A 25,039-nucleotide genomic window follows, 5' to 3' on the forward strand; every position below is an offset into this window, starting at 1 on the left:
CGATGGAACCGGCTTCATTTGAGGAGCTTTTCCGAACAAACTATTCTTTTTTATGCGCTACCGCTTATGCTGTTGTTGAAGATGAAGCTACTGCCAAGGATATCGTACAGGACTTCTTCCTATACTGCTGGGATAAGCGGTCAATGATCCAGATCACAAAAAATTTTAAAAGCTATGCCACCAGAGCCGTACGCAATGCCTGTATCAATTACCTGAAAAAAAGAGGTAAGGTCGTATTCAATGATCCATCCAGTTTTATGGAAGAGGAATTGCCAGCTCCTGTAGATGACAAAGAGCTGCAAGAAACGCGTGACGCCGCCCTGTGGGCGGCTATCGGCCGTTTACCCCTCCAGCGTCAGCGCATATTTCTACTGAGTAACCGCGATGATCTCAAATACCGGGACATCGCTGATCAGCTGAATATTTCTGTTAATACAGTTAAAACACAAATTAAACTAGCCTACCAGTTTCTACGGAAGGAGTGCGATTGGATGATCGTCTTTATAATACTGCTGTTATTATTTTCTGAAAAAAAATAATTTCTCTTCACCCCTTTTATAAAGACGATTGCCTTTAATATATATCGTTATGGAGACATCAGGAAACGACATTGATTGGGAAAAAATACAGGAAGCATTGAAAAATGCGGATACTTCCGGCCTTACAGCAGCAGAACTCGACCTGCTGCAAACTGCCAGGGAAATGAAACAACGGGTGCAATCCCCGGAGAAGTTCCCTACAGAAGAAGGCTGGCAGCGTTTTGTGGCAGCACGGGCTAAAAAACAACTCAGGGTAACCTGGGGGAAAAGACTGGCAGTAGCCGCCGGAATAGCTGTGCTGCTGGGTGTTGCCGGTAGCTGGTGGACACAGCGCCAACACGCGCAGCCACCTGTGATGGCCAAAGCCGACTTAAAACCACAGCAGCATATCCAGATAAAATTAGCGAATGGTAAAGTGCTGACACTGGACAGTACCGCTATCACACAAAATATAAACGGGTCTACGATAAAGGCAGACAGTACAGGTATTGTATATAATGCAGGCGGACAGAAAAGCACGGCCATCACCTATGATACACTGGTGGTTCCCAAAGGGCGGAAGATCACCATTGCCCTGGCAGATGGCACACGGGCATGGGTAAACGCTGCTTCTATATTGATTTTTCCCGCTGCTTTTACAGGCGCCTCCAGGGAGGTACAGGTACAGGGAGAGGCTTATTTTGAGGTGGCCGCCAACGCACATCAGCCATTTGTGGTGCACTCCGGCAACCAAACCGTAACGGTATTAGGTACTGCATTTAACGTCAATGCATACACTGCAACGATGAAGACAACACTCACCAACGGAAAGGTAAGTGTGACCGCAGGCACTCAGCAAATACTACTATCTCCCGGCCAGCAGGCGGTATATCAGTCGCAGACAGGGGAGCTGACACAACATACGGTAGACACAAGGATATTCACCGCCTGGAAAGATGGCGACATATATTTTGAAGAAGCTGATTTATCAACCATAGTAAATAGTCTGGGACGCAGCTTTGATTATGAATTTAAGTTTGAGGATGCATCATTGGAAAAATTAACTTTTACACTGGACCTGGCTCAGCCTGAGAATTTGCAACAGGTGCTGGACCAGATCAGGATTACCAACGGCGAAATTACCTTCCGGATTCAAGGCAGAACAATATATGTAGCACGTTCTGTACCTGCCGGGCAACATTGAACAAACAGATAGTAACAATGCTACTGGCCATGCTGCTATGGTCAGGCAGGGAGTTTAATCTTTATATCTAACCAAAATGAAAAAAATGACGGGCTTACCTTCTATGAGGAGGGTCATGCAAGGGTGTGCCATGCCTTTGCTGCTGCTATCCTTTTTATTAATGCTGGCAGGCAGAATGCAGGCGCAGGAAATCCCGGTACTGGATACCAGGGTATCTTATAAGGCAGTCAAACAACCCTTATCTACCGTACTAAAGGATATCCGTACTATCTCCAATGTACGTTTCACCTATAATATGGACCAGGTACGTAAGGCGCCGCTGGTAACCGTGAACCAGCAAAACGTAACACTGAGGGAACTGTTGCAGCAGGTGCTGGCTAATTCGGGGTTGTCATTTGCAGAGTATTTCCGCGGGGTGATGATCATCCCTGAAAAAGCAAAAGTGGTACAGCGTGGTGTACTGGGTTTCCCGGTACGCGGACAGGTACAAACCAGCGATGGTGCCAGTCTGGCCGGTGCTACTGTACAGATAGTAGGCACCGGAGAGGGTTCTGTTACCATGCAGGATGGCCTGTTTTCCATGGTCATGTATGACCGGCAGCAATTGCGTATATCCATGCTCGGTATGAAAACGATTTTGCGTACAGTTACCGCCGAGGATGCGAAAAAAGAACTGATGATTATCCGGTTAGACACCGCTGCCCGGGAGATAGGAGAGGTGGTAGTAAACGGGTATCAGAAAATCGATGCACGGATGTCTACCGCATCTGTATTTAAACTGGATGCAGCACAGGTGATACAACCCGGTGAAACTTCCGTTGACAGGATGTTGCAGGGTAAAGTGCCCGGCCTGATGATCATGAATACTTCCGGTAGTGTGAATGGCCGTCCTACTATTCGTATGCGCGGTACTTCCACCTTCGTGGGAAATGCCAGCCCGCTCTGGGTAATTGACGGTGTGGTAAGGCCTGACCCGGTGGATATGTCATCTACACAATTAAACAATGTAATATCAGATGCACAAACCGGCAACTTTTCCATGATAGGAAACGCCGTTAGTGGATTGAATCCTTATGATATTGAGAACATCACCTTTCTGAAAGATGCTGCAGCTACCGCTATTTATGGCGTACGTGCCGCCAACGGGGTGATCGTTGTTACTACAAAAAGAGGTAAGGCGGGCCCTATGCGGGTTTCTTACAATACCAGCATGTCTTTTCAGGCACGCCCTTCCTATAATAATCTTAACCTGATGAATTCCCGGGAAAGGTTGCAATTATCACAGGAATTATTTGATGCCCATTTAATGCAGACACAAACATTTGGTGTTGCGGAAACCTTCTCCTATGAGGGTTTAGTGCAGGCGCTCTTTTCAAGAAGTATTACCGAGGCACAGTTCAAGACAGCAGTTGCTAAACTGGGAACCAATAATACAGATTGGTTTAAGCTGCTGTTCAGGAATTCATTCAGTATGACGCACTCGCTTAGTTTAAGTGGTGGTGCTGCAAAAACGACCTATTACGGGTCTGTAAGCTATACAGATGGCCGGGGAGCTGCGCAACTGGATGGGATGAAACGATATACGGCCAACCTGTCGTTGCATACAGAAGCAGGCAAAAGGCTTATGGTGGATTTCCAGTTATCTGGTAACTACAATACCCAGCAAGGGTATTTTGGAAGCATAAACCCAATGACTTATGCATTAACTACTACGCGCACCTTAGCTGCCAGTGCCAATTATCCTTTCCAGATGTCACATATTAAGGCGCTACCCGTTCCGCCACCAACTACTTTTAACATCCTGAATGAAATTGCCCAGTCCGAAAACAATAGCAGCACTAAATCTATGGTGGCTGGCCTGGAGCTGAGTTATAAAATAATTGGCGGGCTCACCTTCCGTAATACTTCTTCCGTAATTACAAGTGCTTCAGAGGCAATGTCTGCTGCATATGAAGGCTCCGCCTATATGACCGATCTGCGCGGATGGAACATCGATTATACACCCACAGATGCACAACTGAAAGAATCTGTATATCCATATGGAGGTATTACCAATCTGGGCAGCCAGAACATGCTGACCCTGAATACACGCAATATGCTGGAATATAACATGAGCCTGTTCAGGAATCGTGACCAGTTCATTGTTACGGCGGGAAATGAAATTAGTTCGGTACAGACAAAAGGGTTATCTACTACGCAGCCAGGCTATTTTCCTGACCGTGGGATGAACTTTTTCCCTGGCCCCGGTGCCCTGTTGTCAACAGCTGATTTCTCTATAACGAAAGGTACTTTAAATACGATGTCTTTATTCGGGACAGCCGTATATAGCCTGAATAATAAATATATTATCAGTGGCACGATACGTTCCGATGGCTCCAACCGATTCGGGCAATATTCCAATGCGAAGTTTTTACCGAACTATGGATTGTCTGCCAAATGGAACCTTGGCAATGAACGGTTTTTACAAACGAGTCGTATCATCAGTGGGCTCAGCATCAGAGGATCATTAGGTACCCAGGGCAACGTGGTGTCTGCCGTAGGTCCGGAACTGATCGCTACTTATTCTAAGTTACCACAAGACAAAAATGAAATTACCGGTGTTCCGTTTTTAGGGATCAAGAGTTTACCATATCCTGATCTGCGCTGGGAAAAAACGTATCAGTGGAACTTTGGTATTGACCTCTCTTTATTTGATAGCAGGCTCAATCTCACCAGCGACTATTATATGAAACGTAGTAAAGACCTGCTGATATCAAAAGCACTGCCTTATGAATTTGGGGTGGATGCTATGTATAAAAATGCCGGCAACCTTACCAATCAGGGCGTAGAGCTGACAATGGCCGTACAGGTTATCAGGAAAAAGAACACGAATCTGACCCTGAGCTTTAATACCAGTAAGAACTTCAACGAGATTGGTACAAACGAATTCACCAATGCAAACACGGGGTATCTGAGTGCGAATGCTTTTGTACCTGGTAAACCTATCAGCGGCTTTTATTCTTACCGATTTGCAGGCCTGGATCCAACCAATGGAACACCGATGTTCCATGATCTGGAGGGGAAAGGGTTAACAGATGATCCTACCTCTTACCTCGTATTTTCAGGGCAGAAAATTCCTGCTATCAGCGGGGGATTCTCTCCATCATTCAGGTACAAAAATCTTAGTGCCAGTGCACTCTTCGCGTTTTCGGCGGGATCGCATAAACGACTGAATCCAATTAACCCGACGCTAGCAGGCGGTGATGCGGTGCCACCTCCGTTTGTGAATGTAAACAGAGATTTAAGCCATCGCTGGAAAAAGCCTGGTGATGAGAAGTTAACAGATATACCTGCAATTGTTGATCAAACTACCATAACAGCACTTCCAGGGATTGGTACTTCTTCTTATGGTGCCTATGATCAATCTGATCTGAGAGTGGTGAACAATAGCTTCATACGTTGCCGTGAAATTAGAATGAATTATGCAATACCTATGCAGTTTGTCCAGAGAACAGGCATAAAAAGTATGACTGCAGGGCTGTTTGTTCAAAACGTTTTCACAATTGCCAGCAGGAAGCTACAGGGGCAAGACCCTGAAATTGATGGAGTAGGTGGCAGCACACTGCCTGTCACCAGACAATATGGATTCACCATGAACGTAACCTTTTAATGCCAGTATATGAAAAAGATGATTGTTTTAGCCTTTGCTATATTGAGTTTAGCATCATGTAAGAAATTTCTGGCGGAACAAACGCAGTCTGATGTAGTACCCAAAACCACCAAAGATTTTGGAGAGATACTTTTTACGAATGGATACCCTGACAGGTTTACGCTGCTGCAGCCATATATCAGGATGATGGATGATGATATCCAGTCCTATGTAGGACCATTCGCATCGGGAGATGAGGTAACTACAACTGGTAATGCGCCTGCTTTCCAATGGCAACCTGATTTTATTGACCTATGTGCCCGCGCCGGAGGTGCACTGAAAGAAAAATATAATTCATGGGCTATATATTATAAGTTGATCCTGGGTACAAACGTAGCACTGACGTACCTTGATAAATCTGTTGGCAGCGAAGTTGAAAAGGCAACTTACAAAGGAGAAGCTTATACACTACGGGCATTTTATTATTTTATGCTGGTAAACCTATATGCCGCTCCCTATAATGATTCCACTACAACACCAGAGAAAAGTCCGGGGGTACCGCTGAAACTGGATGCCGGACTCACGGACCAGCTGCCGGTGAGAAAATCCGTGAAAGAAGTATACCAGCAGATAACTACAGATCTGGACAGCGCCATCTATTATCTTGGTGCTACCAAGGCGGACCAGAAGTTATACAGAATTTCCCACGTAGCTGTTCATCTCCTGGCGAGCAGAGTATATCTGTATATGGAGCAATGGGATAAATCAATTGAACATGCCGATTATGTCATCAGCTACCACCCGCAGCTAATGGAGCTGAATGGATGGGGTGATCCTGACGCCCGCAGGAAACCTATTGTTGGAAACGGTAATGTTGAAACGATATGGTACTATGGTTCTATGCTGGAATCGTTTCCTTCCGGAGTAGCTTTTGCATATGGTATGTCAACAGATCTGGGCAGCAAATTCGAGCCCAATGACCTGCGCTCGAATGTATTTTACTCCATTGTTCCGGATAATTTACGCCCCTATACGGCGTTTCCTTACAGTGTAGTAAAACTCAACATGGATCAGGGTAACGATGCCAATGTAAATATGGGAAACAGCTGGAGAAGCGCAGAAGCCTATCTGAACAGAGCAGAGGCATATGTACAGCTTTATAAAACTAAAGGCGATGCAAATGCAGCACAGGAGGCCCTGAACAACCTGAACACATTGCGGGCCAAAAGATTTGCGCCAGCACAGTTTGTTCCCTGGACACTTAAACCTGCCGATCAGCTGTTGCAGATGTGCCGCGATGAGCGCAGGCGTGAGCTCTTTATGGAAGGCACCCATCGCTGGATGGATCTAAGAAGATATGGTATGCCGTCGATAAAACATTATTATCAGCCCAGCAAAGAAGTAACACAGGTATTTACACTGCAAAAACGTGACCCGCAGTATGTATTACCTATCCCTAACGATGTGCTCCTGCGTAATCCTCAGATCACACAGAATCCGCAGATAGGTAACCTCCGCCAACCGGATTAAAACAATATCTAATTATTGTAAAAAGAAAATTTATGCGTTCTTTTCTATTGCATTTATGCATGATAATAGTGCTGCCGCTGTTAATGTGGACGATCTCATCCTGCCAGAAAGAAAAAGCAATGGCACCGGTGGAAGTACCGGACCTTTATGTATTACCACAGGGCAATCAGCCATATGACGACTCCATAGTAGCATTTCATAAAAAGTATGGTTCCTACATCCTCTATAAGTTCGATACGAAGGATTTTTCGACCAGCTACAATTTTTTATTACCTGCCAGAGCAATGCAAGGTAACCCTGCTTATGTAGCCAATACCCTGCAATTTTTCAAATCACAGTGCCTGGCTTATTACCCGGAAAAGTTTTTACAACAAACGATGCCGGTTAGAATTTTCCTCGCAGCAGCAATTGATACAGTTGACGCTGGGCACAGGGATTGGCCATGGGAGAGAACAGTTACCGGTTTTTATATGAGCAGGACTATGCTGGGTATTGGCTGGACAGATAGCACGCTGTTGCAAAAAACTCCTTCAGAACTCGCTACAATAAGGTCATACATGCACCGGGCTTATATACAACAAGCTGCCCTGGCAGGTAGCCTGAAAATCCCGCAGGAATTTATGAGATATGCTTTGCCTGATTATGCATCTCCGGGGTCCAACGATTATGCATCGCTGGGACTACTGGAAAGTCCATATGGCATCTCCAGTGAGCAAAAGAATGTTGCCTGGGATTTTTCTGGCTTTGCAGGCCTGATAACCGGACATTCCAAAGCAGACCTGGATACGACCTTCCTGTCGCCATCCTACGACACAAAGGGATTGATCCTGGCCAAATACAATGTAGTTGTTAAGTTCTTTCTGCAACAAGGCATCGACCTCCAGGCTATTGGCAACCTAAACCCGTAATGAATGCGTAAAATATTTAGTACCGTTATTATACTCTTCACTGGTATGCTGGCTGCACAAGCTCAGCAGCCAGCGAATGAGCTGCTGCCGTTCCGCTCCGCAGCGCCTTCTTTTTCTCTCTCCAGTACCAATGGCAAACAGATTAAATTATCTGACTGCAAAGGAAAAATGATCGTGTTCTATTGCTGGGATAACCAGGACAAAAACGATCATGGTGCAGACACCATCCGGCAAGCCTGGAATGCAAACCAGGAAGATACCGCTATGATATTCGTGGCAGTAACCCGTAAGCCAGTCGCTACTGGCATCTTACCTAAAAATTCCAGAGTGGTAAATGTGGTTATTCCTGCTAATTCTACTGATGCGAATATTCAGCAATTTATACAGCACTATAAAATCAGCTCACTGCCGCGTACCATCCTGATCGGCCGACAAGGAGATATACTGGCAGCAAGTCTTCCGGAAGGTCAGTTTGATGCGTTTGTGAAAATGTTTAGCCTGGTAGAAGATCGCTCCGACGCGAATCATACTACCTTCTGGGATTATAAGGTAAAAGTGGGCGACCTCATTCCTGGTAATATGAAGTTAAAGGTGGTAGATGGTAAAGCCTATACTATGGCTGATCTGCGCGGACAGGTAGTACTGATGGAGTTTACCGCCAGCTGGTGTGGCGTTTGCCGCGAACTGATGCCTCACCTGGAAAAGGAGTTCTGGCAGGCATATAAAAATAAAGGCCTCAAAGTATTTGGCATTGACCTGAAGGAAACGCCGGCGACTATACGAAAATTTGCGGCTACTGTTGGGGTTACTTATCCGATGGTGGAAGATGATGGTGGGAAGATTTTCTATCATTTCGCCAAAGAGAGCGCAGGTGTTACCAAAGTGGTGCTGCTGGATAAAACAGGGCATATCGTATACATGAGCGCGCAGAAGATGGAAGCGGAAGAGCAGGCTGCACTGAAGGCAAAAATTGAATCAATGCTATAAGCAAAAATATTCTCCTTTTCTATTCACCCTTTTTTGTTAACCCCTTGCCTTTATTTAAACCATAATACTGAATAATGAAGGCGATACGTTTCTTCCTGTTCCTGTTACTGTGCCATCAGGCAAATGCGGCCACACCGCCGGTAACCACACTTCATGTAAAAGTTAATACATCACCTGTTTTTAGCGGGATGATCAGCTTCAGCTCACTGGATAGTAAATCTAACCAATGTAAGAGTGAGATATTTTTTATAGAAAAAGATAAACCAGTAGTCATATTCTCGAAAACCCTTGCCGCTACTACCCAGGTAATTACACTCAATCGCTGTCCGTTACTTACCAATGCCGGTGATCAGGTAAACCTGGAGTTGCGGCCTTTGTACAAAGGAACTGAAATCGTGCAGGGCCGCTACGTGGCTGCCTGTTCCGGGAAAGACGCAGCGAGGCAGCTATTGCCCTATCTGATCGATAGCCTGTATACCAATGCGGATCTCTCTAAAATAAATACTATTGATCAGGCAAATGAATTTATTACTGCTACCGCAGCCCTGATAGCGAAAAAGACATGTGCTGCAAAAATAAACCAGGCGGAGAATCTCGCGGTGTTAACAGCATTTGAACAGGAAAAGCAACTGCTGTTTAAATTCAATTTCCTGGATGCACACAAAGACCTGCCACGTACAAAGGAATTGGGCAACTGGTATATGCAAGGATATGATTTTTCTGCGCCGGGGCTTACTGCTTTCGGCGATGATGATATCGCCAGACAGGCGGTGTACCTGTGGTACCATGGCAGAAAGCTACAAGATTCCACACTTACGGAAGCGAGCATGTTACAGGAATTATTATTTGCCTGTAAGGCAGACCGGATCAAGGAAACGGAAGCCATTAACTGGTTGCAGACAGAAGGTAAGGAACGTGCTTTTACACCTGATATGAAGATTACCTACCCGGTTATTAAATCAGCTTTGAAACCTAATACACCGGCGGTTCATACGGCAGATTCGCTGTATAAGTCGTACCAGCAGATGGAACCTGGAATGCCGGCATTTAATTTCGCACTGGAGAATGACCTGGGGAAATTTGTTCGCCTGTCTGATTTTAAGGGAAAGATCGTTATCATAGATTTCTGGGCAATGTGGTGTCCCTCCTGTGTGGCGTCTTTGCCTAATCTGAAGCAGCTGGAAGCTACCTATAAAGATAAAAACGATATCGTGTTTCTGACGGTAGCATGGGAAGATGCCTCATCCGCCAACCGCGCTAAATTGAAGCAGTTTTCAATCGATCACCATATTGATGGAGAGAATAACCTGTTCCTGAACTTTGACCGTAATGATCCTGCAGCGAAAAAAATCGTGGAGCATTATTGTCTGACAGGTATTACCCGCTGGGTAGCGATAGATCAGGAGGGTAACATCATGAATGGTAATATCGGGCATCCGCTCAGGCCTGGCTTTGAGCAAAGGATTGCTAATATTTATCAGCAGAGAAATTGAGCCGCCGCCTTCTGCCATTCTAAATAATCACACACGCATATTTGATACATATTTTCTGCTAACACCTGGTAAGGTTGGCGTTATCATTTTCATTATTTAAAAATTACGTTTATGAATAAACGAATGCTTTTGGGACTCGCATTGTGTACCGCTTTATCAGCCAATGCCCAGAAAAGATTACAGCTGGACGTGAATATCAAAGGTTTGCCGGAAGGGGATACTGTCGTTTTATGGGCACCATTGCCAAACCACGTTGATACCGCCATTGTGAAAAACGGGCATTTCACCTTTGATCGTGATATGAGCGAAGGTGGTACTACCTATATCATGCAGATCGGCAAAAATGGTAAACAGGAGCAGGGTACTGTCCTGTACCTGGAGGCAGGTAAAATGAGTATCACTGGTAACGGGCCGTTCTTTAAGGATGCTGTTTTTACTGGTAGTCCCTTTGTAGCTGATTGGTTAGATATCAGGAATAATATTCTGCCGATGAATGATGCGATTGCTGCCAGAAAACAGGAGCTTTATGCGAAGCTGGAAAAAGCTGTCAGTCTGGGAGACGAAGAAGCGATGAAAAACCTGCAGCATGATTTGAATCAACTGGAGGTGCCAATGGCAAAGGCTTGCTATGATTGGGTGGTGAAACATCCGAATGCCGGTGCGGGTTCTTTCCTGGTGAATGCGATACTGAACAATAAGCTGAGCAGCGAAGAATATAAAGACCTGATGACTAAAGTAGGTCCGGAAGTAAAAAATACATTTACCATCAAGCGAATGACGATGCAGAAATTCGGTGGTGAAAATGCATTGGGTATGTACAATGTGCAGGCAGCTGCATTTACGCTGAATGATGTTAACGGTAAGGCTGTGTCGCTGGAAGATTATAAAGGGAAGTATGTGTTGGTAGATTTCTGGGCCAGCTGGTGCAAACCATGCAGAGAAGCGGTGCCGGCATTGATATCTACCTATAACAAATTTAAAGATAAAGGCTTTACTGTCTTATCTGTTTCCCTGGATGATAAAAAAGAGAAATGGATGCAGGCCGTTGCGGAAGAAAAAATGCCATGGGCACAGGTGTCCGACCTGATCGGTGGTGAAAGTCCTGTTGCAAAGAAATATGGTGTGGTGGCTATTCCTGCTGCCTTCCTGGTAGATCCTGCCGGTAAAATTATTGCGTTGGGTGCAGGCCCGGCGCTGGATGAAAAGTTAGCAGACTTACTGAAATAGTATTAAAACCAATCTTTCCGCAAGAGCGTTCCCGTAATGGGAGCGCTTTTCTGTTTATAGTAGCCTGTTGTTGACTGCATGTGCTAAGGCGTCTGCAATATTTGCAACCTCCAGTCGTTCAAATATCCGGCGGCGGTAGTATTTGATGGTATCCGGTGCCACAAAGATCTTTTCTGCGATCTGGCTGATGGAAAATCCCTGCGCATGCATACGTAGTACTTCCGTTTCCCTGTCGGTAAGTTCTGGTTTGGTAAATTTATGCCAGATTTTAGTTTCCAGGTTTAATTTCCAGCGATCGTTGCTGCCATGCTTGTAGATGCAGACGTTTCCTGCTGTTTGCTGGGAGGAGAGCGATACTACACACATAGATTTCCAGATTTTACCTTCTGTGGTAAGAAAAAGAGGGGTAAGCCGGTGATTGATCAGTATTTCTTTGCCTGCTTTGGTAACCAAGTGAAAGTCGTAGGAGATGCTGTAATTTTTCTTTTCATTTTGAGGTAGCTGTGCGTAGAAATCAAACCCTGCGTCGTTCAGTATGGAGAGCATTTCCAGATCGGGCGCGGGTACGTGACGGAAATAGAACTCATAGCCCATCTGCATGACTTCTTCGGCAGTATTGCCACATAGAAATAAAGGATTGTCTGACACATACTCAAATGACATATTTGAATAGTTTATCACATATGTACTCTCGTAAGACAGGCGTGCAAAGGCTTTCACCACTTCCAGGTAATGCTGGTCGGCGATGTCTTTTTCAGTAATTTCTCCTAATCTGTTTTTTGTCAGCAGTGTAGCGCCGGGGTTATTTTTCATCATAAGCGTTTAGGTCGCTATAAATTTACACGCTGGTGTAGGGATTAGCAAGAAAAAAGTCATGATTTTTGGCGGAAATCTATTTTTATGAGCCTATCAGGTACTAGCACCAAAGATCTTCAGCAACAACGAAACCGAATCCTGGGACTTTTAATAGGATTCTTGATTTTATTCCTTGTCATGCTCGGTTGTGTTTTCTTTATCAAAAAGAAGATGCCTTATATCGCATTGTTGCCATCATATGGATTTGTATTTTTATTGTTATCCAGGAAGTATACAACCATTAAGGCTGAGTTGAAATCCCGATCAGCGGCTGAAGTTAAATAATGGTCCTATGAATTGTAAGAGTTGTAATGAGGCTGTAGCAGATAAGTTTTGCGGCCATTGTGGTACCGCTGCGGTGCTGAAAAGGGTGGATGGGCACTATATCCTGCATGAGGTACAGCATGTCCTCCATTTTGAGAAAGGCATATTGTATACGATCAAGGAGTTGCTGATACGTCCGGGAAAGAATATCAGGGGATTTCTGACGGAAGACAGGAGCCGGCTGGTAAAGCCGGTGATTTTCCTGGTAATCAGTTCGCTGGTATATACGCTGATCACTCACTTTTTCCATATTGAAAAAGACCATTGGATTAGTGACCCGGAGAACTACAAGACGTTTGCTGCCATTACTGAATGGATAGAGGGGCACTATGGTTATTCGAATATAATTATGGGTCTCTTTATAGGCGGCTGGCTGAAAATATTTATCAGGAAGAGTGGGTATAATTTTTTTGAGATACTGATTATGTTGTGCTTTGTGCTTGGTACTGGCATGCTGATATACGCGATGCTTGCGTTGGTACAGGGGATTACCGGGAAAAATATGAAGCTGGTTTCAGAGCTTGCTAGCATGTTATATAGCATGTGGGCAATTGGTCAGGTGCTGGGAGGAAAGAAAATAAAGGGGTATGTTTTATCCCTGGTAGCTTACATACTGGGGATGGGTAGCTTTTGGATGGCTGCGGGTTTGCTGGCCTCAATTATAGATAGTTTTTTTAAGCATTAACTGCCATTTACCATACTGATTATTCTAAAACAGCAGCGCCGCCTGATCATATGATTCAGGCGGCGCTGCTGTTTTAATGAAGTATTATTTATACTGCTTTGGAGGCTATTGCGGCCGGAGCAGGCATTGCTTTTAATTTAGGACGGCTGAGTGCGGCTGCTTCGCGAAGAGTGATCATACGTTGCAGCTTGGGGTCCCATATTTTAAGCCGTAGGCAGGCGATGACATCCATGAGGCCCAGGCTGGTTGTTTTAGCCGTTTGCAGCTCAGGGATATTGGCCATGGCCTCGGGGAGGCGGTAAAACGGGATTCTCGCATTCAGGTGGTGAATATGGTGGTAGCCGATGTTGGCCGTAAACCAGTTCATAATTGGCGACATGAGCATGTAGCTGGACGACAGCAGTGCGGCGTCGTGGTAGCACCATTCTTCATTTTCCTTGAAGGTAACGCCGGGGAAGTTATGTTGTGCATAGAACAGGTAGGCGCCGATACAGCAGGCGATGGTAAAAGGAATCAATATAAACAGCGCCCAGGCCTGCCATCCCATGAAATAGATGATAGCAGCGCTGCCACCGATGTGAATGATAATAGCCAGGAGACTGTCGAGGTGCTTACGCGGACTACTCAGGAAAGATTGTGCACACATCCCGATGAGGAACATAGAGAGGTATCCTGCCAGGATGGTGAGTGGGTGGCGTGTGAAGAGGTAGGTTCTTCTTTCCCTGCCGCTCATCTGCTCATATTTATACCTGGTGGCGATCGGGTAGGAGCCGATGCTGGCACTGAATAGTTTGGAATTATGTTTATGGTGGTAGTCGTGCGAACGTTTCCAGATGCTGGTAGGCGCCAGGATATAGAGTCCGAAGATGGCCATGACAGCGTTGGCAGTAGCGGATTGCTGGAGGATAGTATGGTGCTGATGGTCGTGATAGATGACGAACATACGTACGATCAGTAATCCGGATAGGATACTGGCAGTAAGCCGGGCAGCAAAAAATGGCAATAAAAGGGTGCAGGCAAGTGCTGCGGCCAGTAATCCCAGGGTGGTCCACAGGTGGAACCAGCTTCTGGACCTTATTTCATTAGCATAAGGTTTGGTGGCCAAAATAAGATCTTTTCCTTCGCGCATAGGTCAATTGATTTGAGTGTTGCAGGTTTGGCAGGTGTTGTTGCTTAAGTGATGGTGTGTTTTTTCTAGGCTGCCTGTGGTCTTTTATGCTTCCAGCGTCTGTGCGACCAGAGCCAGGTTGCAGGTTGTGCGATGATATCTTCTTCCAGCTTTCTAGTATGCAATACAGTTATAGTGCCTTCATTTTCGGCGGTAGGATTTTCGATAAGCATTTTCGCTTCTACCCGGTAGTAGCCTCTTTTTTCTTTTATCACCGATACATAGACGACTGGTGAGTTCATTTTCTGCGCGATCTTTTCTGTTCCTTTAGACACGGGTGTATCCTGGTGCAGGAAAGGGATCCATTGTGCGGTAGCAGGTTGTGGCGACTGATCGGCGATAAAGGCGGTGGCATTGACTTCTTTCCTGTTTTTCACCATTTCGCGGAAAGTATCCTGCATGGCGATTAACTTGGTACCGAAGCGGGTACGCATGCGGTACATCAGGTCGTTAAAATTTTTGTTGCCCAGCGGATGGTAGATAACATACAGCTGTTGCTGGCATAAAATGCTGAAGGTATTACCGGCCCATTCCCAGTTGCCCTTGTGGCCCATTACCAGTACTGCGCTTTTGTTTTCTGCAGATAATTTATTGAACAGCGCCACTGTTTCCGGTGTGAACCGGCAGCGTTTTACCATTTCGTCCTTGCTGATGGTAAGCGTTTTGAAAGTTTCCAGGAACATATCACAGAGGTAATGATAGAAGTCTTTACAGATGCGCTGTAGTTCCTTTTCAGATTTTTCCGGGAAAGATGCACGCAGATTGCCCATCACTACTTTCTTTCTGTAGGAAAGAACATAGTAAAGCAGACCATACATGACATCAGACAACAAATACAATAAACGGAATGGCATTATTGCAATCCCATAAATTACAGGTTGTAGGCAGTAATAAATAACAGTTGACAAGTTGACAAAGGTTTAAATCAGCTCTGTTGAAGGAGCTAAAGCCATAAATATATATGCACGCCTGCACAATTCCTAATCCTGGCGCATAACGAAAGTGTTATATAGCCTTGATTTTCACCGCTCCTGCAATCATGATCCCGTCGAAAATGCCTGATGACAGCGGTTTTGGATATGATATGGTGCATTCTCCCTTATACGACACGCCAGTAGCCGTTTACCCCTACGCCAGGAGAAAAAAGAAATATTTTTATAAAAATTTGGCTGAGAAGTATTTTTGATTACCTTTGCACCCCAACACACAGAAAAGGGAATGATTCCGTAGCTCAGTTGGTAGAGCAATACACTTTTAATGTATGGGCCCTGGGTTCGAGTCCCAGCGGGATCACAGGAAACCTGCGCTAGTCGCAGGTTTTTTGCTTTTACTCTATTACTTCCTCTATAATGTTTGAGTTTAGGCGCAAAGTTTATACAGCTTTACAAAGACCCATATTGACCATCTGAAGTTAAGAAAATTTTTAGCCAATAGGTTAATAATTAGGTGTTGGTAAGGATTTATTAATAACATATATTGCATACCTTAAATTGGTTATACAATGGTATTGTTGATCTCATACCAACCAAAATCCCTCCAAGTTTTACCATATCGCTTGTAGACCTATATTGGTGAATGCAAATACCACCTGTTTTTAAAAAAAATTGGGAAACCACCCAATATTAATCCAATGCATTATTTATGATAATCTCAAAAGTAGAAATTAAAAAATTTAGGGGGTTTGATACTGTAAATTTGGAACTGGGCTCTCAACTTACAGTTATCGCAGGCCAAAATGGCACTCAAAAAACTACAGTATTAGGCATTCTAACTCAGCCTTTCACTATTTCAGACAAAAAGCATCCAATGATTTCAGAAAAACCACTTACTGGTGGGTCTTTCAAGTCTGGGTTCAAGGATAAATTCAAACTGTCAGAAAATTTCGATATTGCCAAATCTCACGAATGGACTCTACATCTTACAGATGGCAGGGAGCCATTTACTGTGGAAAGTATAACAAGAAATAAGGGCAAAGCTAAGGATATACGTTTTTGGAAAAAGGGGAATAGATCCGCTGGTTCGGGGTACATTCAAATGCCTGTGATTTACCTGAGCTTACAAAGGCTTTTGCCCATTGGAGAAGATCCAAAATTAAAGGCAAGCCAAAATGTAAGTTTAACACCTGCTGAACTTTTATTTTTCCAGAAGGCGCATAAAAGCATACTGATGTCGAATGACAACATACAAGATTCGAACTTTTTGGAAAGTCCTTCTAAAAAAACACTTGGCATAAATACTGATTATTACGACTGGAAGCAAAATTCTGCCGGCCAAGATAATATTGGAAAAATCCTTCTCGCTATAATTTCTTTCAAAAGACTAAAAGAAAAATATAAGCATCATTACAAGGGCGGTATTTTGGCAATTGATGAACTGGATGCAACAATTTACCCCGGTTCGCAAATACAGCTCTTTAATGCCCTAAGGACATATGCATCTAAATATGATATTCAAATATTTTTCACAACCCATTCCTTAACTCTTTTAGAGCGAGCAGGTGAACTACAAGAAGAAAATAAAAAGCATACTGCCACAAAAGATCAGGTAAGAGTTTTATTTTTAGAAAAGAAGAATAGTAATGTAAAAATATTGCAAGATGTTCCGTATAACGTTATCGTTCATAAATTAAATGTTACAATTTCTGAAAGTAAGAGCTTAAAGCTGCTGAGTTTTTCAGAGGATAAGGAAGGAGAGATTTTTTGTAAAGCTATCCTTAAAGGAAAAGCAAATAATTTAAAATTTTTTGATGGTGCTTTTTCCTGTAATTTATTGGTTGATTTAGGGTTCGGTAAAGTTCCCTCTTTTACTTCTCCCTTTTCACTAGCGTTTTTAGATGGGGATGTCAGAGGCAATAAAACCATCTTAAAGAAAGTTGAAAGTCTTGATAATTATCTTATACTCCCTGGAACAAATTCTCCAGAAAGGGTACTTGCGCATTTCTTGTTTAATTTGGATGACAACTCTGACATTTGGGAAAAAATAAAGGCTGACGGCACTTATACAAAACAAGTTTGTTTTAAGAATGTGGATTTCGATGAATTAATGAAAGATAGAGTAGTGGCAAAGAAATGGTTCAAGACTCACATTAAGTATTGGGGGAATAATGGATACAAAGTCATTGATGCATGGGCAGCTGAAAATGAGGAAGAAGTTAAGCAATTTATTGATAAATTTATTGAAACTTATAATACCTTTGCAGATTCATTAAATATGGACAAAATTTAAATATAATGGTGCCAAATGAATAATACACCTCTTAGATACCCAGGAGGCAAAACCTTAATGTCTTCCTTTATAAAGGATGTACTGAATTGCAACGGCATGACTGGCAGCCTATACGCTGAACCATATGCGGGAGGTGCTGGGGCTGCTATAAATTTGTTACTTGAAGGATCGGTGGATCGAATCGCAATTAATGATGCTTCTATAGGTATTTATTCATTCTGGCAATATATTATATCTGATACCAAACGGTTTATAAAGAAAATTGGAGAAACTCCCATTAACTTAGAGCAGTGGCAAATACAACGGCAGATTTTCAAAAAATCAGAAGCACCTTCTTTTGAATTAGCATTTGCAACGTTTTTCCTTTCTCGAACTAATAGATCGGGTATTCTAGCAGCGGGGCCAATTGGAGGACAAAGTCCTGAAGGGCAAGAAAAAGCAAATTATAAAATTGATTGTCGATTTAACAAAGATTTCCTAATTGAAAAGATTAATTGTATCAGTAAGTTCAGCAATAAAATCGCTGTTTCAAATTTAGACGCATTGGCCTTTTTAAAAAAAATTAAGACTACAAATGCTTTAGTTTATTTAGATCCTCCTTATTACAAGCAGGGAAAGGCATTGTATCTAGATTATTATAAACATGAAAGTCATGTTGAGCTTTCGAACTATCTAAAGAAGAATCAAATGTATAAATGGATTTTATCATATGATAACGTTCAAGAAGTTAGGGAACTCTATTCTGAGTTCAACCTTTATAGCTTTGACCTTTGTTATACTGCCCACGAAGTCAAAAATGGCAGTGAATTACTGACGCATTCCATGGATTTAATCATGCCGTTCCCATTAGTTATTGGTAGGCCAAGAAGCAGTGATATTAATATAGTTTCCATATAGTATTTTTATATCTGTCTAATTAAAACTGGCACTATTAATCATGATTTGAATTTTTCCCTTATATTCAGATAAAGGATAAACCATAGGAAAACCTATTAATCGTACTGTCTCTTTTTTCACCTTTGATCTCCCACTTAATGCCGCCTTTAACCGGCTGGCACTCCAACAGGTACACAAACAAAATTCGCACAGCTCAAAGTATTGGAGCATTGAAGGAACGAAGCAGGTTTTAATATCTGCATACTGGTATAAATACGTGGTACGGCATTTTGCTATTTTCCTTGCTATAGGATCGTTGCTGTATTTTATTATGGCTCGAAATAGATTTACATCGGTCGGCTTCTCTGTCTTATTTCTATTCCTGGCTGTCCTGTATTTGGTGATGTTCCTGACGATCTACCGCCCCCTTTATTCCAGCATCTACTTGCCACAAATAAACTCTCTGGTAGGCCGCTGGGTAAAAGCTGAAGAGGAAAAGAAGGCAGCAGCAGAAGATAAAAAGATTCCTCCCCCGCCAGTAGAACAGACCAAAAGCGCCCGGACTCAAACTTTTTTAATTCCAATCATAAGCATACCCACTCAGGCATATTTTTAATTTTTTTTTTCCAGATAATTACGGACAAATGAAATCCAGTCATTTTCTGTATTATTAATCTTTATATCTGGTTTTATACCGATATTATCTATTGGATAATCGGGTAAACGCTTACTCTTTCCGGTTGGGCACCAGAGAAGATAGTGAGGACAATATTGTTTCCTCGCAGCCACCAATTCTGTATAATCCACAGCACCCAGGGTAGTGCCACCAAATAGTGTTACTTTTTTACTCTGCTTAGCCATTAGTATAAGTATTTCGGAAGCACTCGCACTTCCGCTGTCTACTACCATTGCAATCTTCTTAGGATAGGTGTATACTTTTTCCTGCTTATATTCTTCATCGGGTTCCTCCACATATCCAGTTTTTTTGCTTTTCATTTGCTCCAGAAGTATTTTGATGTCTTCCTTTTCTTTGACTGGATACTCAGGCACTTTTAACAATTCTTCATAAAGTGCAATGTTTTCATCCGTAATCCGGATACTTACATTTTTTGTGATTATGGGGTTGGTATAGAGGAGGGGTAGCAGCTGAGCATATGATACACTAAATCCTCCTATGTTTCCACGTATGTCTACTATCAGGTTAGGAGTATTGGTCAACGCGGTAAAGTTCTTTTCTATCAGACTGTCAATGATTTTTTTATTAGGAAGCGCGAAGGAAGAAATCCGTAATATGTTGGTTTCTTTACTGAGTGATTTAAAATAAATGCCTTCGTCTTCACCCTTGTTTTCATTATTGAGGGTAGTATTCCCATCCGGGGACATTTTTTTCCAGGTAGCACCAGCCATTAAAAGTGTAGTGGCAGATGGATCGATTGCCATATCAGATTCCTCTTTACTGTGGTCTCGTTTTCTGAAAATGACATGGTACCTGCCATTTCCTTTTGCCCGCAACTCAAATTTAATTTGACCTGGTACCCAGAAAACGCTATCCGCTGTGGTAATGACACCCAAATATTCCTTCGTATTACGTTTAATAATGGCTACTTCATACAGGGAATTCTCTATTTTCCAAATGCCTTCCAACGTATGCTTTCCTGCATTTTCCCTGAAACGTTTTTCCAGGGTGATTTTGTCCAGCGCGATGCTGGGCTCATCTGAAAATACCGATCTGATAAAGTTGTGGTGGTCTATACTATCATTGAATACTATCGCGAGATGTCGATCGTTAAAATAGGCCAGCCAGCTTTTAAGTAGTTTATAGCAATCCTTATCAGTAGTGTTTTTAGCTTTATTACGCAAGCTATCTGTAAACTTCTCAAATGATGGCTTTACCTGCGCTGTTATCTTATCTTCATAACCTGCATAGTTTTTTGTTACGCTGGTTATCAGATAATTAAGGTTGGTACTACAGTCACAGTGCTGGGAATATAAAGGGGGATGAATATGCAACATGCAAAAAAAGAAAAGCAGCTTTTTATACATATAATATATATGTTGGGTTCAAGTTAACAATACCTTCAAATATAAATTATTTTAATTTAAAAAAGGGGCCAATAATTAATCTAATTTAAATTGATAAGTCTGCAGGCTTACTTTAAAAGATAACAGTAGTGAAGGTAAAGAGCATTTAAATATACAGCCCTTAGTGATAATAGATTTTTCAGGCTATGAATTTCGTATCCTGCCAATGCCTGTATTTTGTAAATACAGGTGTACTGCATATTATTATTGCTAGGGCTGAAGGTCCCATTTTCTAAAAATAAACCGCAAAGCATCATAATAAGCTTTCACCGGCGCTGTCATATGTGTCTCTTCAGGATAGCAAATATACTTATGGTCTAAGCCCGCTATCTTTCGCTGGGTTATGATGGAATCGAATTTTATAACATCATCATGGAAGGCAGATTTTCCGTTTGACATACCTTCATTGGCATCACTGTAAAAGATGATTTTGTTTTTAACCCGGTCATTGTTTAGTTTTTCCGCTGCAAGGTTCAATAAATATCTTCTGTCCCACCAGAAGGATGGACTGATGGCTATATAAGCGGCAAACATATCCGGTTGTGTCAGCAGGCAATTGACCGTGGTAATACCGCCGAATGAATGCCCCGCAAGAATTTTAAAAGATTGTGTTTTGTAGTGTGCATCAATATGTGGAATCAGTTCAGTACCAATGAACTGCAGGAAATTATTGCCACCGCCGCTCGACTTATACCGTGAATTTACAGTGGTATCAGGGTTCCCATCATAATCAAAAATACTGTTGGTGGGCGTGAGGTCTCTTGTCCGGTTGGTATTTGGTATACCAACAATGATCATTTCAGGTACAACATTTACATCCCGGCGGCTAAGATACCGACAGTATTCTGCCACCAGGCTAAAGTGATTATCTCCATCCAGTACATACATTACCGGGTAATGCTTATCGGGCTTTGAGGTGTCTGCCGGTGGTGTATAGACGTAAATTTTCCTGTCTTCCCCTAATACTTTAGACGTCAGTTTGATTATATCAGCAGATATGGGTTTAAAAACAGGATCGGTTTGAGCCGCCAGCCCATGGGGGATTAACAGGATAAAAAAAGCACAAACGATGATATTTCCAAAGTGACGTTTCATGGAAAAGGGTTAAAGTCTTAGTAATGATACATAAAACGTGGTGAAATGTGAAGAATATTTTCCCGGAGATATTTGTTAGAAGTGCCAACCCCAGGTATTGAATCATAGAAATTAATAAATGGCCGTATTTGACGCCTGATTGTCCTTTTGGGGAAATTTAGCATGAGCTACTTTTGTTGATATGACGCGGGAAATCGTATTTGCTGCTAAAATGGCTGCTGAATGCGGTTTTAATGCCAGTCGGCAATTACATAGAAGATAACAAAAAATATGAAAAAAGTGAAAAATAGAAATGTAACAGTTTTAATACTGTTGATGATCGGGACGGTCGTGACCTGGTTTTTATATGCCTGTGCTCCTGTGCGGGAATTTATGCACTTTAAAACATATAAGGGAGAACCTCCTGTTACCATCAAACAAGTGAAGTACGATACCACAAAGAAAACAGTGGTAATTATTGCAGATAATAATGGGACTGAAATCTTTGACCTGATGGCGCCTTATTACTTATTTAGTGCTACTGAAAAGATAAATGTATTTGTCGTTGCGGAAAAGAAAATTCCTGTTGTTTTGCAGAAAGGAATTTTCCTTTTGCCTCATTTCTCCTTTGAAGAGCTGGATGTTGCCGGCATTTCACCAGATGTGATCGTCGTACCTAACCTGTCAGCCATGGATGCCCGCCACCAGAATCCGGTCATTGTCAATTGGATCAGGGCGCATTATCGTGATACTACTATCATGCTTTCTGTTTGTGATGGTGCATTAACAGCTGCTGCAACAGGTATTTATGATGGTAAGTTGCTTACTACACACGCTTCTGATTATACACGCATCCGGAAACAATATACTAAGCCCCAATGGGTAAATAATATCAGTGTTACACGCTGTGGGAGGCTATATAGCACCGCCGGTGTTTCAAATGCCACTGATGGAGCACTTGCTATCATTGATACCATTTTCGGGCGACGGGAAATGTTGCGGGTAAGCGGATTAATTCACTACAAATTTTCTTCGGAACAAACTGCACATAATAGTGTACCTGTAGGTTTCGGTGATAAGTTAGTGATAGGAAAGAAAGTATTGTTTGGGAAAAACAGGAAGGTAGGTGTGTTGTTGCAGGATGGCGCTAATGAATTGGAACTGGCTGCTGTGATAGATACTTATAGCCGTACTTTTCCTAAGTCGGTGGAAAGTGTAACATTGGCGGAACCGTTTATTACTACGGGTTATGGTTTAACACTATTGCCTACCGCTAACCTGACTGATTTTCACCCGGATGAATTACATGTTCTATACCCGGATAAGCTTCCCGAAAACAAGCAGTTACCAGATGTGTCAATAGTGGTAAATTATAAAAGGCAGCTACCTGTATATATTATAGATGATTGTCTGAATAGAATTCAGTTACAATATGGGACACGATATACGGAAATGGTAAAACGAATGCTAGACTATAACTAAGCGGCCTCCTGTTATTGGTTGCAGCGATTCCGGAAAGATCACAAGATTAATTTTAAACCTGTCTCTGTACTATGGAGGCAGGTTTTTATGTTAAGCAGTTGTTGTATTTCATGGGATAAAAGGTAAAATACGTTGATGACTATACGTAGTATTATAATTTCAGTACCTGCGTCCTTTATCAAAAAGAGATACATTATTCCCTGCTCAGGCTGATTTTTTTCAAGTTTCCCTGTGCCTCTTTTATCGTAAGGGTGGCGGTTTGTTTTTTCATAAACCAATCAGCCTTGTCATTCAGCCATGCGCAAAAGTCCATCGTCTCGCAGGGCTCCCCATCGATAGACATGATCTGGTCACCTGTTTTAACTTCGTCTTTGAGTGTACCCCATACCATGCCGGCTACCAGTTTATTATCAGCTATAATTGGTCTTAATGGCAGCAGCTTTTCACTCCTGTCGGTATGGTCTGTAGTAGGTTCAAAATAAAAGTAGTGATGTATAAAATCGATTGTTACGGTACCGTAGTCCAATAGTTTTGAACCTACTCTTGTATTCCTGCCATTACCTGTTTCGGCAATTATATTCGTGAAGTTACATCCGGCTATCCCTAGCCTCGAAACTTTCATCCGGAATAAACTATCCGGCACGGCTAAACCTAATAGACTCATACGATTAATGCCATATCCGCTGGAGATTTTTTCGATGATGCCATCCTTTTCCAAGCGTTTCGCATGAGCTGCTGTTAGCCTTAGGAAATCGCTCATGCCTGTATCAAAACCAATCTTCAGCGTCTCTTTTTCTGTAAGCTGTACCATGAAAAATGGATAACTCTGTGGTTCCCCGGTTTCAAGCGTCGTTTGCATTTTTTTGTTAAGAGAGAGTTTTGTTTCGTCGTCCGTTAGAATGATAAGGTGTTTAGCTGGTATGATTTGTACAATACAATTACGTAGTAAATTACTGCCGATAACACCATCTACCTGCCAGCATTTGTACATACTGCTACCTGTAACCAAAGCCGGTACCCCTGTGAAAGAAAGATTATTCAATTTAAGATTGGCGATCGCTACAATGTTTAACCGGTCCTTGTTTCCTGTGGCATCCGTTATTTCTGTATGATTTATTATCTCCGGTTTTAACTCATTATACAGTTCATCCGTGATCTGTAAAGGCGCGCCCGTGTCGAAAAGGAATTTTCGTTTTATTCCGTTGATCTCGGGTGTAACAAACATGACCCCATTCGTGTATTCATATGAAATTTCTTCGTAATAGTTTTTGCTGCTGGTTCCTCCTTTATTAAAGGTAACACGCTGTGCAAAACTTGCCGTAGCAGATACCAGCAAGAAGATAAAACTAAACGTATATCTCATAAATGAATTATTTCATCAGAAAAAGTATAATATAACTTATTTTAAACAATCTTCCCCCATTTTCATGTGGAGGCCTGTCCGCTGATCCTGTTCCTGATAATATAGCAAGGGATTCCTCCATGTCCGGAAAAATGAAAAATAATTTATTATTAATATTGAAAGGAATTTATTTCCTTTATGTAAGAAGTAGCTGACCGCCGGAAAGAGATCTGACCATTTAGTGGCTTTAATGCTGTTAAATGGTTTATTTGGCGAAAAAATAATAATTGTCAAAATGACTATTAATTATCTGTTGATCAGCGCTCCTGCAACCATCAACCACGTTATAATGAAAAAACAGTTTTTTTTCATAGTAGCAGCTATTGCCTCCACGCCAACTGAAAAGGAGCCCAAACGCTTGCTGCTCCCCC

At 42.5% G+C, this 25,039-nt stretch carries 18 protein-coding genes and 1 tRNA gene; 13 read left to right on the forward strand and 6 right to left on the reverse strand.

Annotated elements, in window-relative coordinates; all coding sequences use genetic code 11:
• Window positions 1–2 precede the first annotated feature (2 nt).
• The 8 genes from F3J22_RS16180 (at window position 3) to F3J22_RS16215 (ending at window position 11,495) form a co-directional block, all read left to right on the forward strand.
• The gene (locus F3J22_RS16180; RefSeq protein ID WP_167018998.1) at window positions 3–539 is read left to right on the forward strand and encodes an RNA polymerase sigma-70 factor; all 537 of its coding nucleotides are present in this window, start codon (window positions 3–5) and stop codon (window positions 537–539) included.
• A 49-nt stretch (window positions 540–588) separates the two neighbouring features.
• On the forward strand, window positions 589–1,722 hold the full coding sequence (locus F3J22_RS16185; RefSeq protein WP_167018999.1) for a FecR family protein: 1,134 nt from the start codon (window positions 589–591) through the stop codon (window positions 1,720–1,722).
• 76 nt (window positions 1,723–1,798) lie between these two features.
• On the forward strand, window positions 1,799–5,371 hold the full coding sequence (locus tag F3J22_RS16190; protein ID WP_167019000.1) for a SusC/RagA family TonB-linked outer membrane protein: 3,573 nt from the start codon (window positions 1,799–1,801) through the stop codon (window positions 5,369–5,371).
• 9 nt (window positions 5,372–5,380) lie between these two features.
• Complete coding sequence (locus F3J22_RS16195; RefSeq protein WP_167019001.1) at window positions 5,381–6,880, forward strand: RagB/SusD family nutrient uptake outer membrane protein; 1,500 nt, start codon at window positions 5,381–5,383, stop codon at window positions 6,878–6,880.
• A 32-nt stretch (window positions 6,881–6,912) separates the two neighbouring features.
• Complete coding sequence (locus tag F3J22_RS16200) at window positions 6,913–7,788, forward strand: hypothetical protein (RefSeq protein WP_167019002.1); 876 nt, start codon at window positions 6,913–6,915, stop codon at window positions 7,786–7,788.
• Window positions 7,789–7,791: 3 nt separating this feature from the next.
• Complete coding sequence (locus F3J22_RS16205; RefSeq protein ID WP_167019003.1) at window positions 7,792–8,775, forward strand: TlpA disulfide reductase family protein; 984 nt, start codon at window positions 7,792–7,794, stop codon at window positions 8,773–8,775.
• Window positions 8,776–8,849: 74 nt separating this feature from the next.
• Window positions 8,850–10,268 carry a TlpA disulfide reductase family protein gene (locus F3J22_RS16210; RefSeq protein ID WP_167019004.1) on the forward strand — a complete coding sequence of 473 codons (1,419 nt, stop codon included), beginning with the start codon at window positions 8,850–8,852 and terminating at the stop codon, window positions 10,266–10,268.
• 111 nt (window positions 10,269–10,379) lie between these two features.
• Complete coding sequence (locus F3J22_RS16215) at window positions 10,380–11,495, forward strand: TlpA disulfide reductase family protein (RefSeq protein ID WP_167019005.1); 1,116 nt, start codon at window positions 10,380–10,382, stop codon at window positions 11,493–11,495.
• A gap of 54 nt (window positions 11,496–11,549) precedes the next feature.
• Here the strand turns inward: F3J22_RS16215 and F3J22_RS16220 are convergent, their stop codons facing one another.
• Window positions 11,550–12,311, reverse strand: a complete 762-nt coding sequence (locus tag F3J22_RS16220; RefSeq protein WP_205195340.1) for a response regulator transcription factor — start codon at window positions 12,309–12,311, stop codon at window positions 11,550–11,552.
• 331 nt (window positions 12,312–12,642) lie between these two features.
• Between F3J22_RS16220 and F3J22_RS16225 the strand changes: the two genes are divergently transcribed.
• Window positions 12,643–13,359 carry a DUF3667 domain-containing protein gene (locus F3J22_RS16225; protein ID WP_167019006.1) on the forward strand — a complete coding sequence of 239 codons (717 nt, stop codon included), beginning with the start codon at window positions 12,643–12,645 and terminating at the stop codon, window positions 13,357–13,359.
• An 88-nt stretch (window positions 13,360–13,447) separates the two neighbouring features.
• Here F3J22_RS16225 and F3J22_RS16230 read toward each other — a convergent pair whose 3' ends face one another.
• A complete protein-coding gene (locus F3J22_RS16230; RefSeq protein WP_167019007.1) occupies window positions 13,448–14,488 on the reverse strand; it encodes a fatty acid desaturase in 1,041 nt (346 codons plus the stop codon).
• A gap of 65 nt (window positions 14,489–14,553) precedes the next feature.
• The gene (locus tag F3J22_RS16235; RefSeq protein WP_167019008.1) at window positions 14,554–15,435 is read right to left on the reverse strand and encodes a lysophospholipid acyltransferase family protein; all 882 of its coding nucleotides are present in this window, start codon (window positions 15,433–15,435) and stop codon (window positions 14,554–14,556) included.
• Between the two features lie 312 nt (window positions 15,436–15,747).
• On the opposite strand from F3J22_RS16235, the gene F3J22_RS16240 reads away from it, so the two are divergent.
• The 3 genes from F3J22_RS16240 to F3J22_RS16250 all read left to right on the forward strand — a co-directional run bounded on the left by F3J22_RS16240 (window position 15,748) and on the right by F3J22_RS16250 (window position 18,649).
• Window positions 15,748–15,820: transfer RNA gene (locus tag F3J22_RS16240), tRNA-Lys, on the forward strand.
• A 348-nt stretch (window positions 15,821–16,168) separates the two neighbouring features.
• Window positions 16,169–17,752, forward strand: coding sequence for an AAA family ATPase (locus F3J22_RS16245; RefSeq protein ID WP_167019009.1), 1,584 nt, complete (start codon window positions 16,169–16,171; stop codon window positions 17,750–17,752).
• Window positions 17,753–17,767: 15 nt separating this feature from the next.
• On the forward strand, window positions 17,768–18,649 hold the full coding sequence (locus F3J22_RS16250; protein WP_167019010.1) for a DNA adenine methylase: 882 nt from the start codon (window positions 17,768–17,770) through the stop codon (window positions 18,647–18,649).
• Window positions 18,650–19,240: 591 nt separating this feature from the next.
• On the opposite strand, the gene F3J22_RS16255 is transcribed toward F3J22_RS16250, so the two are convergent.
• Both F3J22_RS16255 and F3J22_RS16260 read right to left on the reverse strand, forming a co-directional pair.
• On the reverse strand, window positions 19,241–20,671 hold the full coding sequence (locus F3J22_RS16255) for a S41 family peptidase (RefSeq protein ID WP_167019011.1): 1,431 nt from the start codon (window positions 20,669–20,671) through the stop codon (window positions 19,241–19,243).
• A gap of 249 nt (window positions 20,672–20,920) precedes the next feature.
• The gene (locus F3J22_RS16260) at window positions 20,921–21,805 is read right to left on the reverse strand and encodes an alpha/beta hydrolase (RefSeq protein WP_167019012.1); all 885 of its coding nucleotides are present in this window, start codon (window positions 21,803–21,805) and stop codon (window positions 20,921–20,923) included.
• A 270-nt stretch (window positions 21,806–22,075) separates the two neighbouring features.
• Here F3J22_RS16260 and F3J22_RS16265 point away from each other — a divergent pair, with 270 nt between their 5' ends.
• Window positions 22,076–23,266 (forward strand): DJ-1/PfpI family protein, encoded by a 1,191-nt coding sequence (locus F3J22_RS16265; protein ID WP_167019013.1) that lies wholly within the window; start codon window positions 22,076–22,078, stop codon window positions 23,264–23,266.
• A gap of 193 nt (window positions 23,267–23,459) precedes the next feature.
• On the opposite strand, the gene F3J22_RS16270 is transcribed toward F3J22_RS16265, so the two are convergent.
• Entirely contained in the window at window positions 23,460–24,629 is a 1,170-nt protein-coding gene (locus F3J22_RS16270; protein ID WP_167019014.1) for a retropepsin-like aspartic protease, read from the reverse strand.
• Between the last annotated feature and the right edge of the window lie 410 nt (window positions 24,630–25,039).

The sequence above is a fragment of the Chitinophaga sp. Cy-1792 genome (assembly GCF_011752935.1).
Taxonomy (GTDB): Bacteria; Bacteroidota; Bacteroidia; order Chitinophagales; family Chitinophagaceae; genus Chitinophaga.

What these genes read in the sequence shown, in the direction of transcription:
- F3J22_RS16220 (WP_205195340.1), bottom strand. Translation starts at nt 12,311, where the DNA reads ATGATGAAAAATAACCCCGGCGCTACACTGCTGACAAAAAACAGATTA.
- F3J22_RS16270 (WP_167019014.1), bottom strand. Translation starts at nt 24,629, where the DNA reads ATGAGATATACGTTTAGTTTTATCTTCTTGCTGGTATCTGCTACGGCA.
- F3J22_RS16260 (WP_167019012.1), bottom strand. Translation starts at nt 21,805, where the DNA reads ATGAAACGTCACTTTGGAAATATCATCGTTTGTGCTTTTTTTATCCTG.
- F3J22_RS16180 (WP_167018998.1), top strand. Translation starts at nt 3, where the DNA reads ATGGAACCGGCTTCATTTGAGGAGCTTTTCCGAACAAACTATTCTTTT.
- F3J22_RS16225 (WP_167019006.1), top strand. Translation starts at nt 12,643, where the DNA reads ATGAATTGTAAGAGTTGTAATGAGGCTGTAGCAGATAAGTTTTGCGGC.
- F3J22_RS16190 (WP_167019000.1), top strand. Translation starts at nt 1,799, where the DNA reads ATGAAAAAAATGACGGGCTTACCTTCTATGAGGAGGGTCATGCAAGGG.
- F3J22_RS16245 (WP_167019009.1), top strand. Translation starts at nt 16,169, where the DNA reads ATGATAATCTCAAAAGTAGAAATTAAAAAATTTAGGGGGTTTGATACT.
- F3J22_RS16265 (WP_167019013.1), top strand. Translation starts at nt 22,076, where the DNA reads ATGAAAAAAGTGAAAAATAGAAATGTAACAGTTTTAATACTGTTGATG.
- F3J22_RS16250 (WP_167019010.1), top strand. Translation starts at nt 17,768, where the DNA reads ATGAATAATACACCTCTTAGATACCCAGGAGGCAAAACCTTAATGTCT.
- F3J22_RS16255 (WP_167019011.1), bottom strand. Translation starts at nt 20,671, where the DNA reads ATGTATAAAAAGCTGCTTTTCTTTTTTTGCATGTTGCATATTCATCCC.
- F3J22_RS16215 (WP_167019005.1), top strand. Translation starts at nt 10,380, where the DNA reads ATGAATAAACGAATGCTTTTGGGACTCGCATTGTGTACCGCTTTATCA.
- F3J22_RS16185 (WP_167018999.1), top strand. Translation starts at nt 589, where the DNA reads ATGGAGACATCAGGAAACGACATTGATTGGGAAAAAATACAGGAAGCA.
- F3J22_RS16200 (WP_167019002.1), top strand. Translation starts at nt 6,913, where the DNA reads ATGCGTTCTTTTCTATTGCATTTATGCATGATAATAGTGCTGCCGCTG.
- F3J22_RS16230 (WP_167019007.1), bottom strand. Translation starts at nt 14,488, where the DNA reads ATGCGCGAAGGAAAAGATCTTATTTTGGCCACCAAACCTTATGCTAAT.
- F3J22_RS16205 (WP_167019003.1), top strand. Translation starts at nt 7,792, where the DNA reads ATGCGTAAAATATTTAGTACCGTTATTATACTCTTCACTGGTATGCTG.
- F3J22_RS16195 (WP_167019001.1), top strand. Translation starts at nt 5,381, where the DNA reads ATGAAAAAGATGATTGTTTTAGCCTTTGCTATATTGAGTTTAGCATCA.
- F3J22_RS16210 (WP_167019004.1), top strand. Translation starts at nt 8,850, where the DNA reads ATGAAGGCGATACGTTTCTTCCTGTTCCTGTTACTGTGCCATCAGGCA.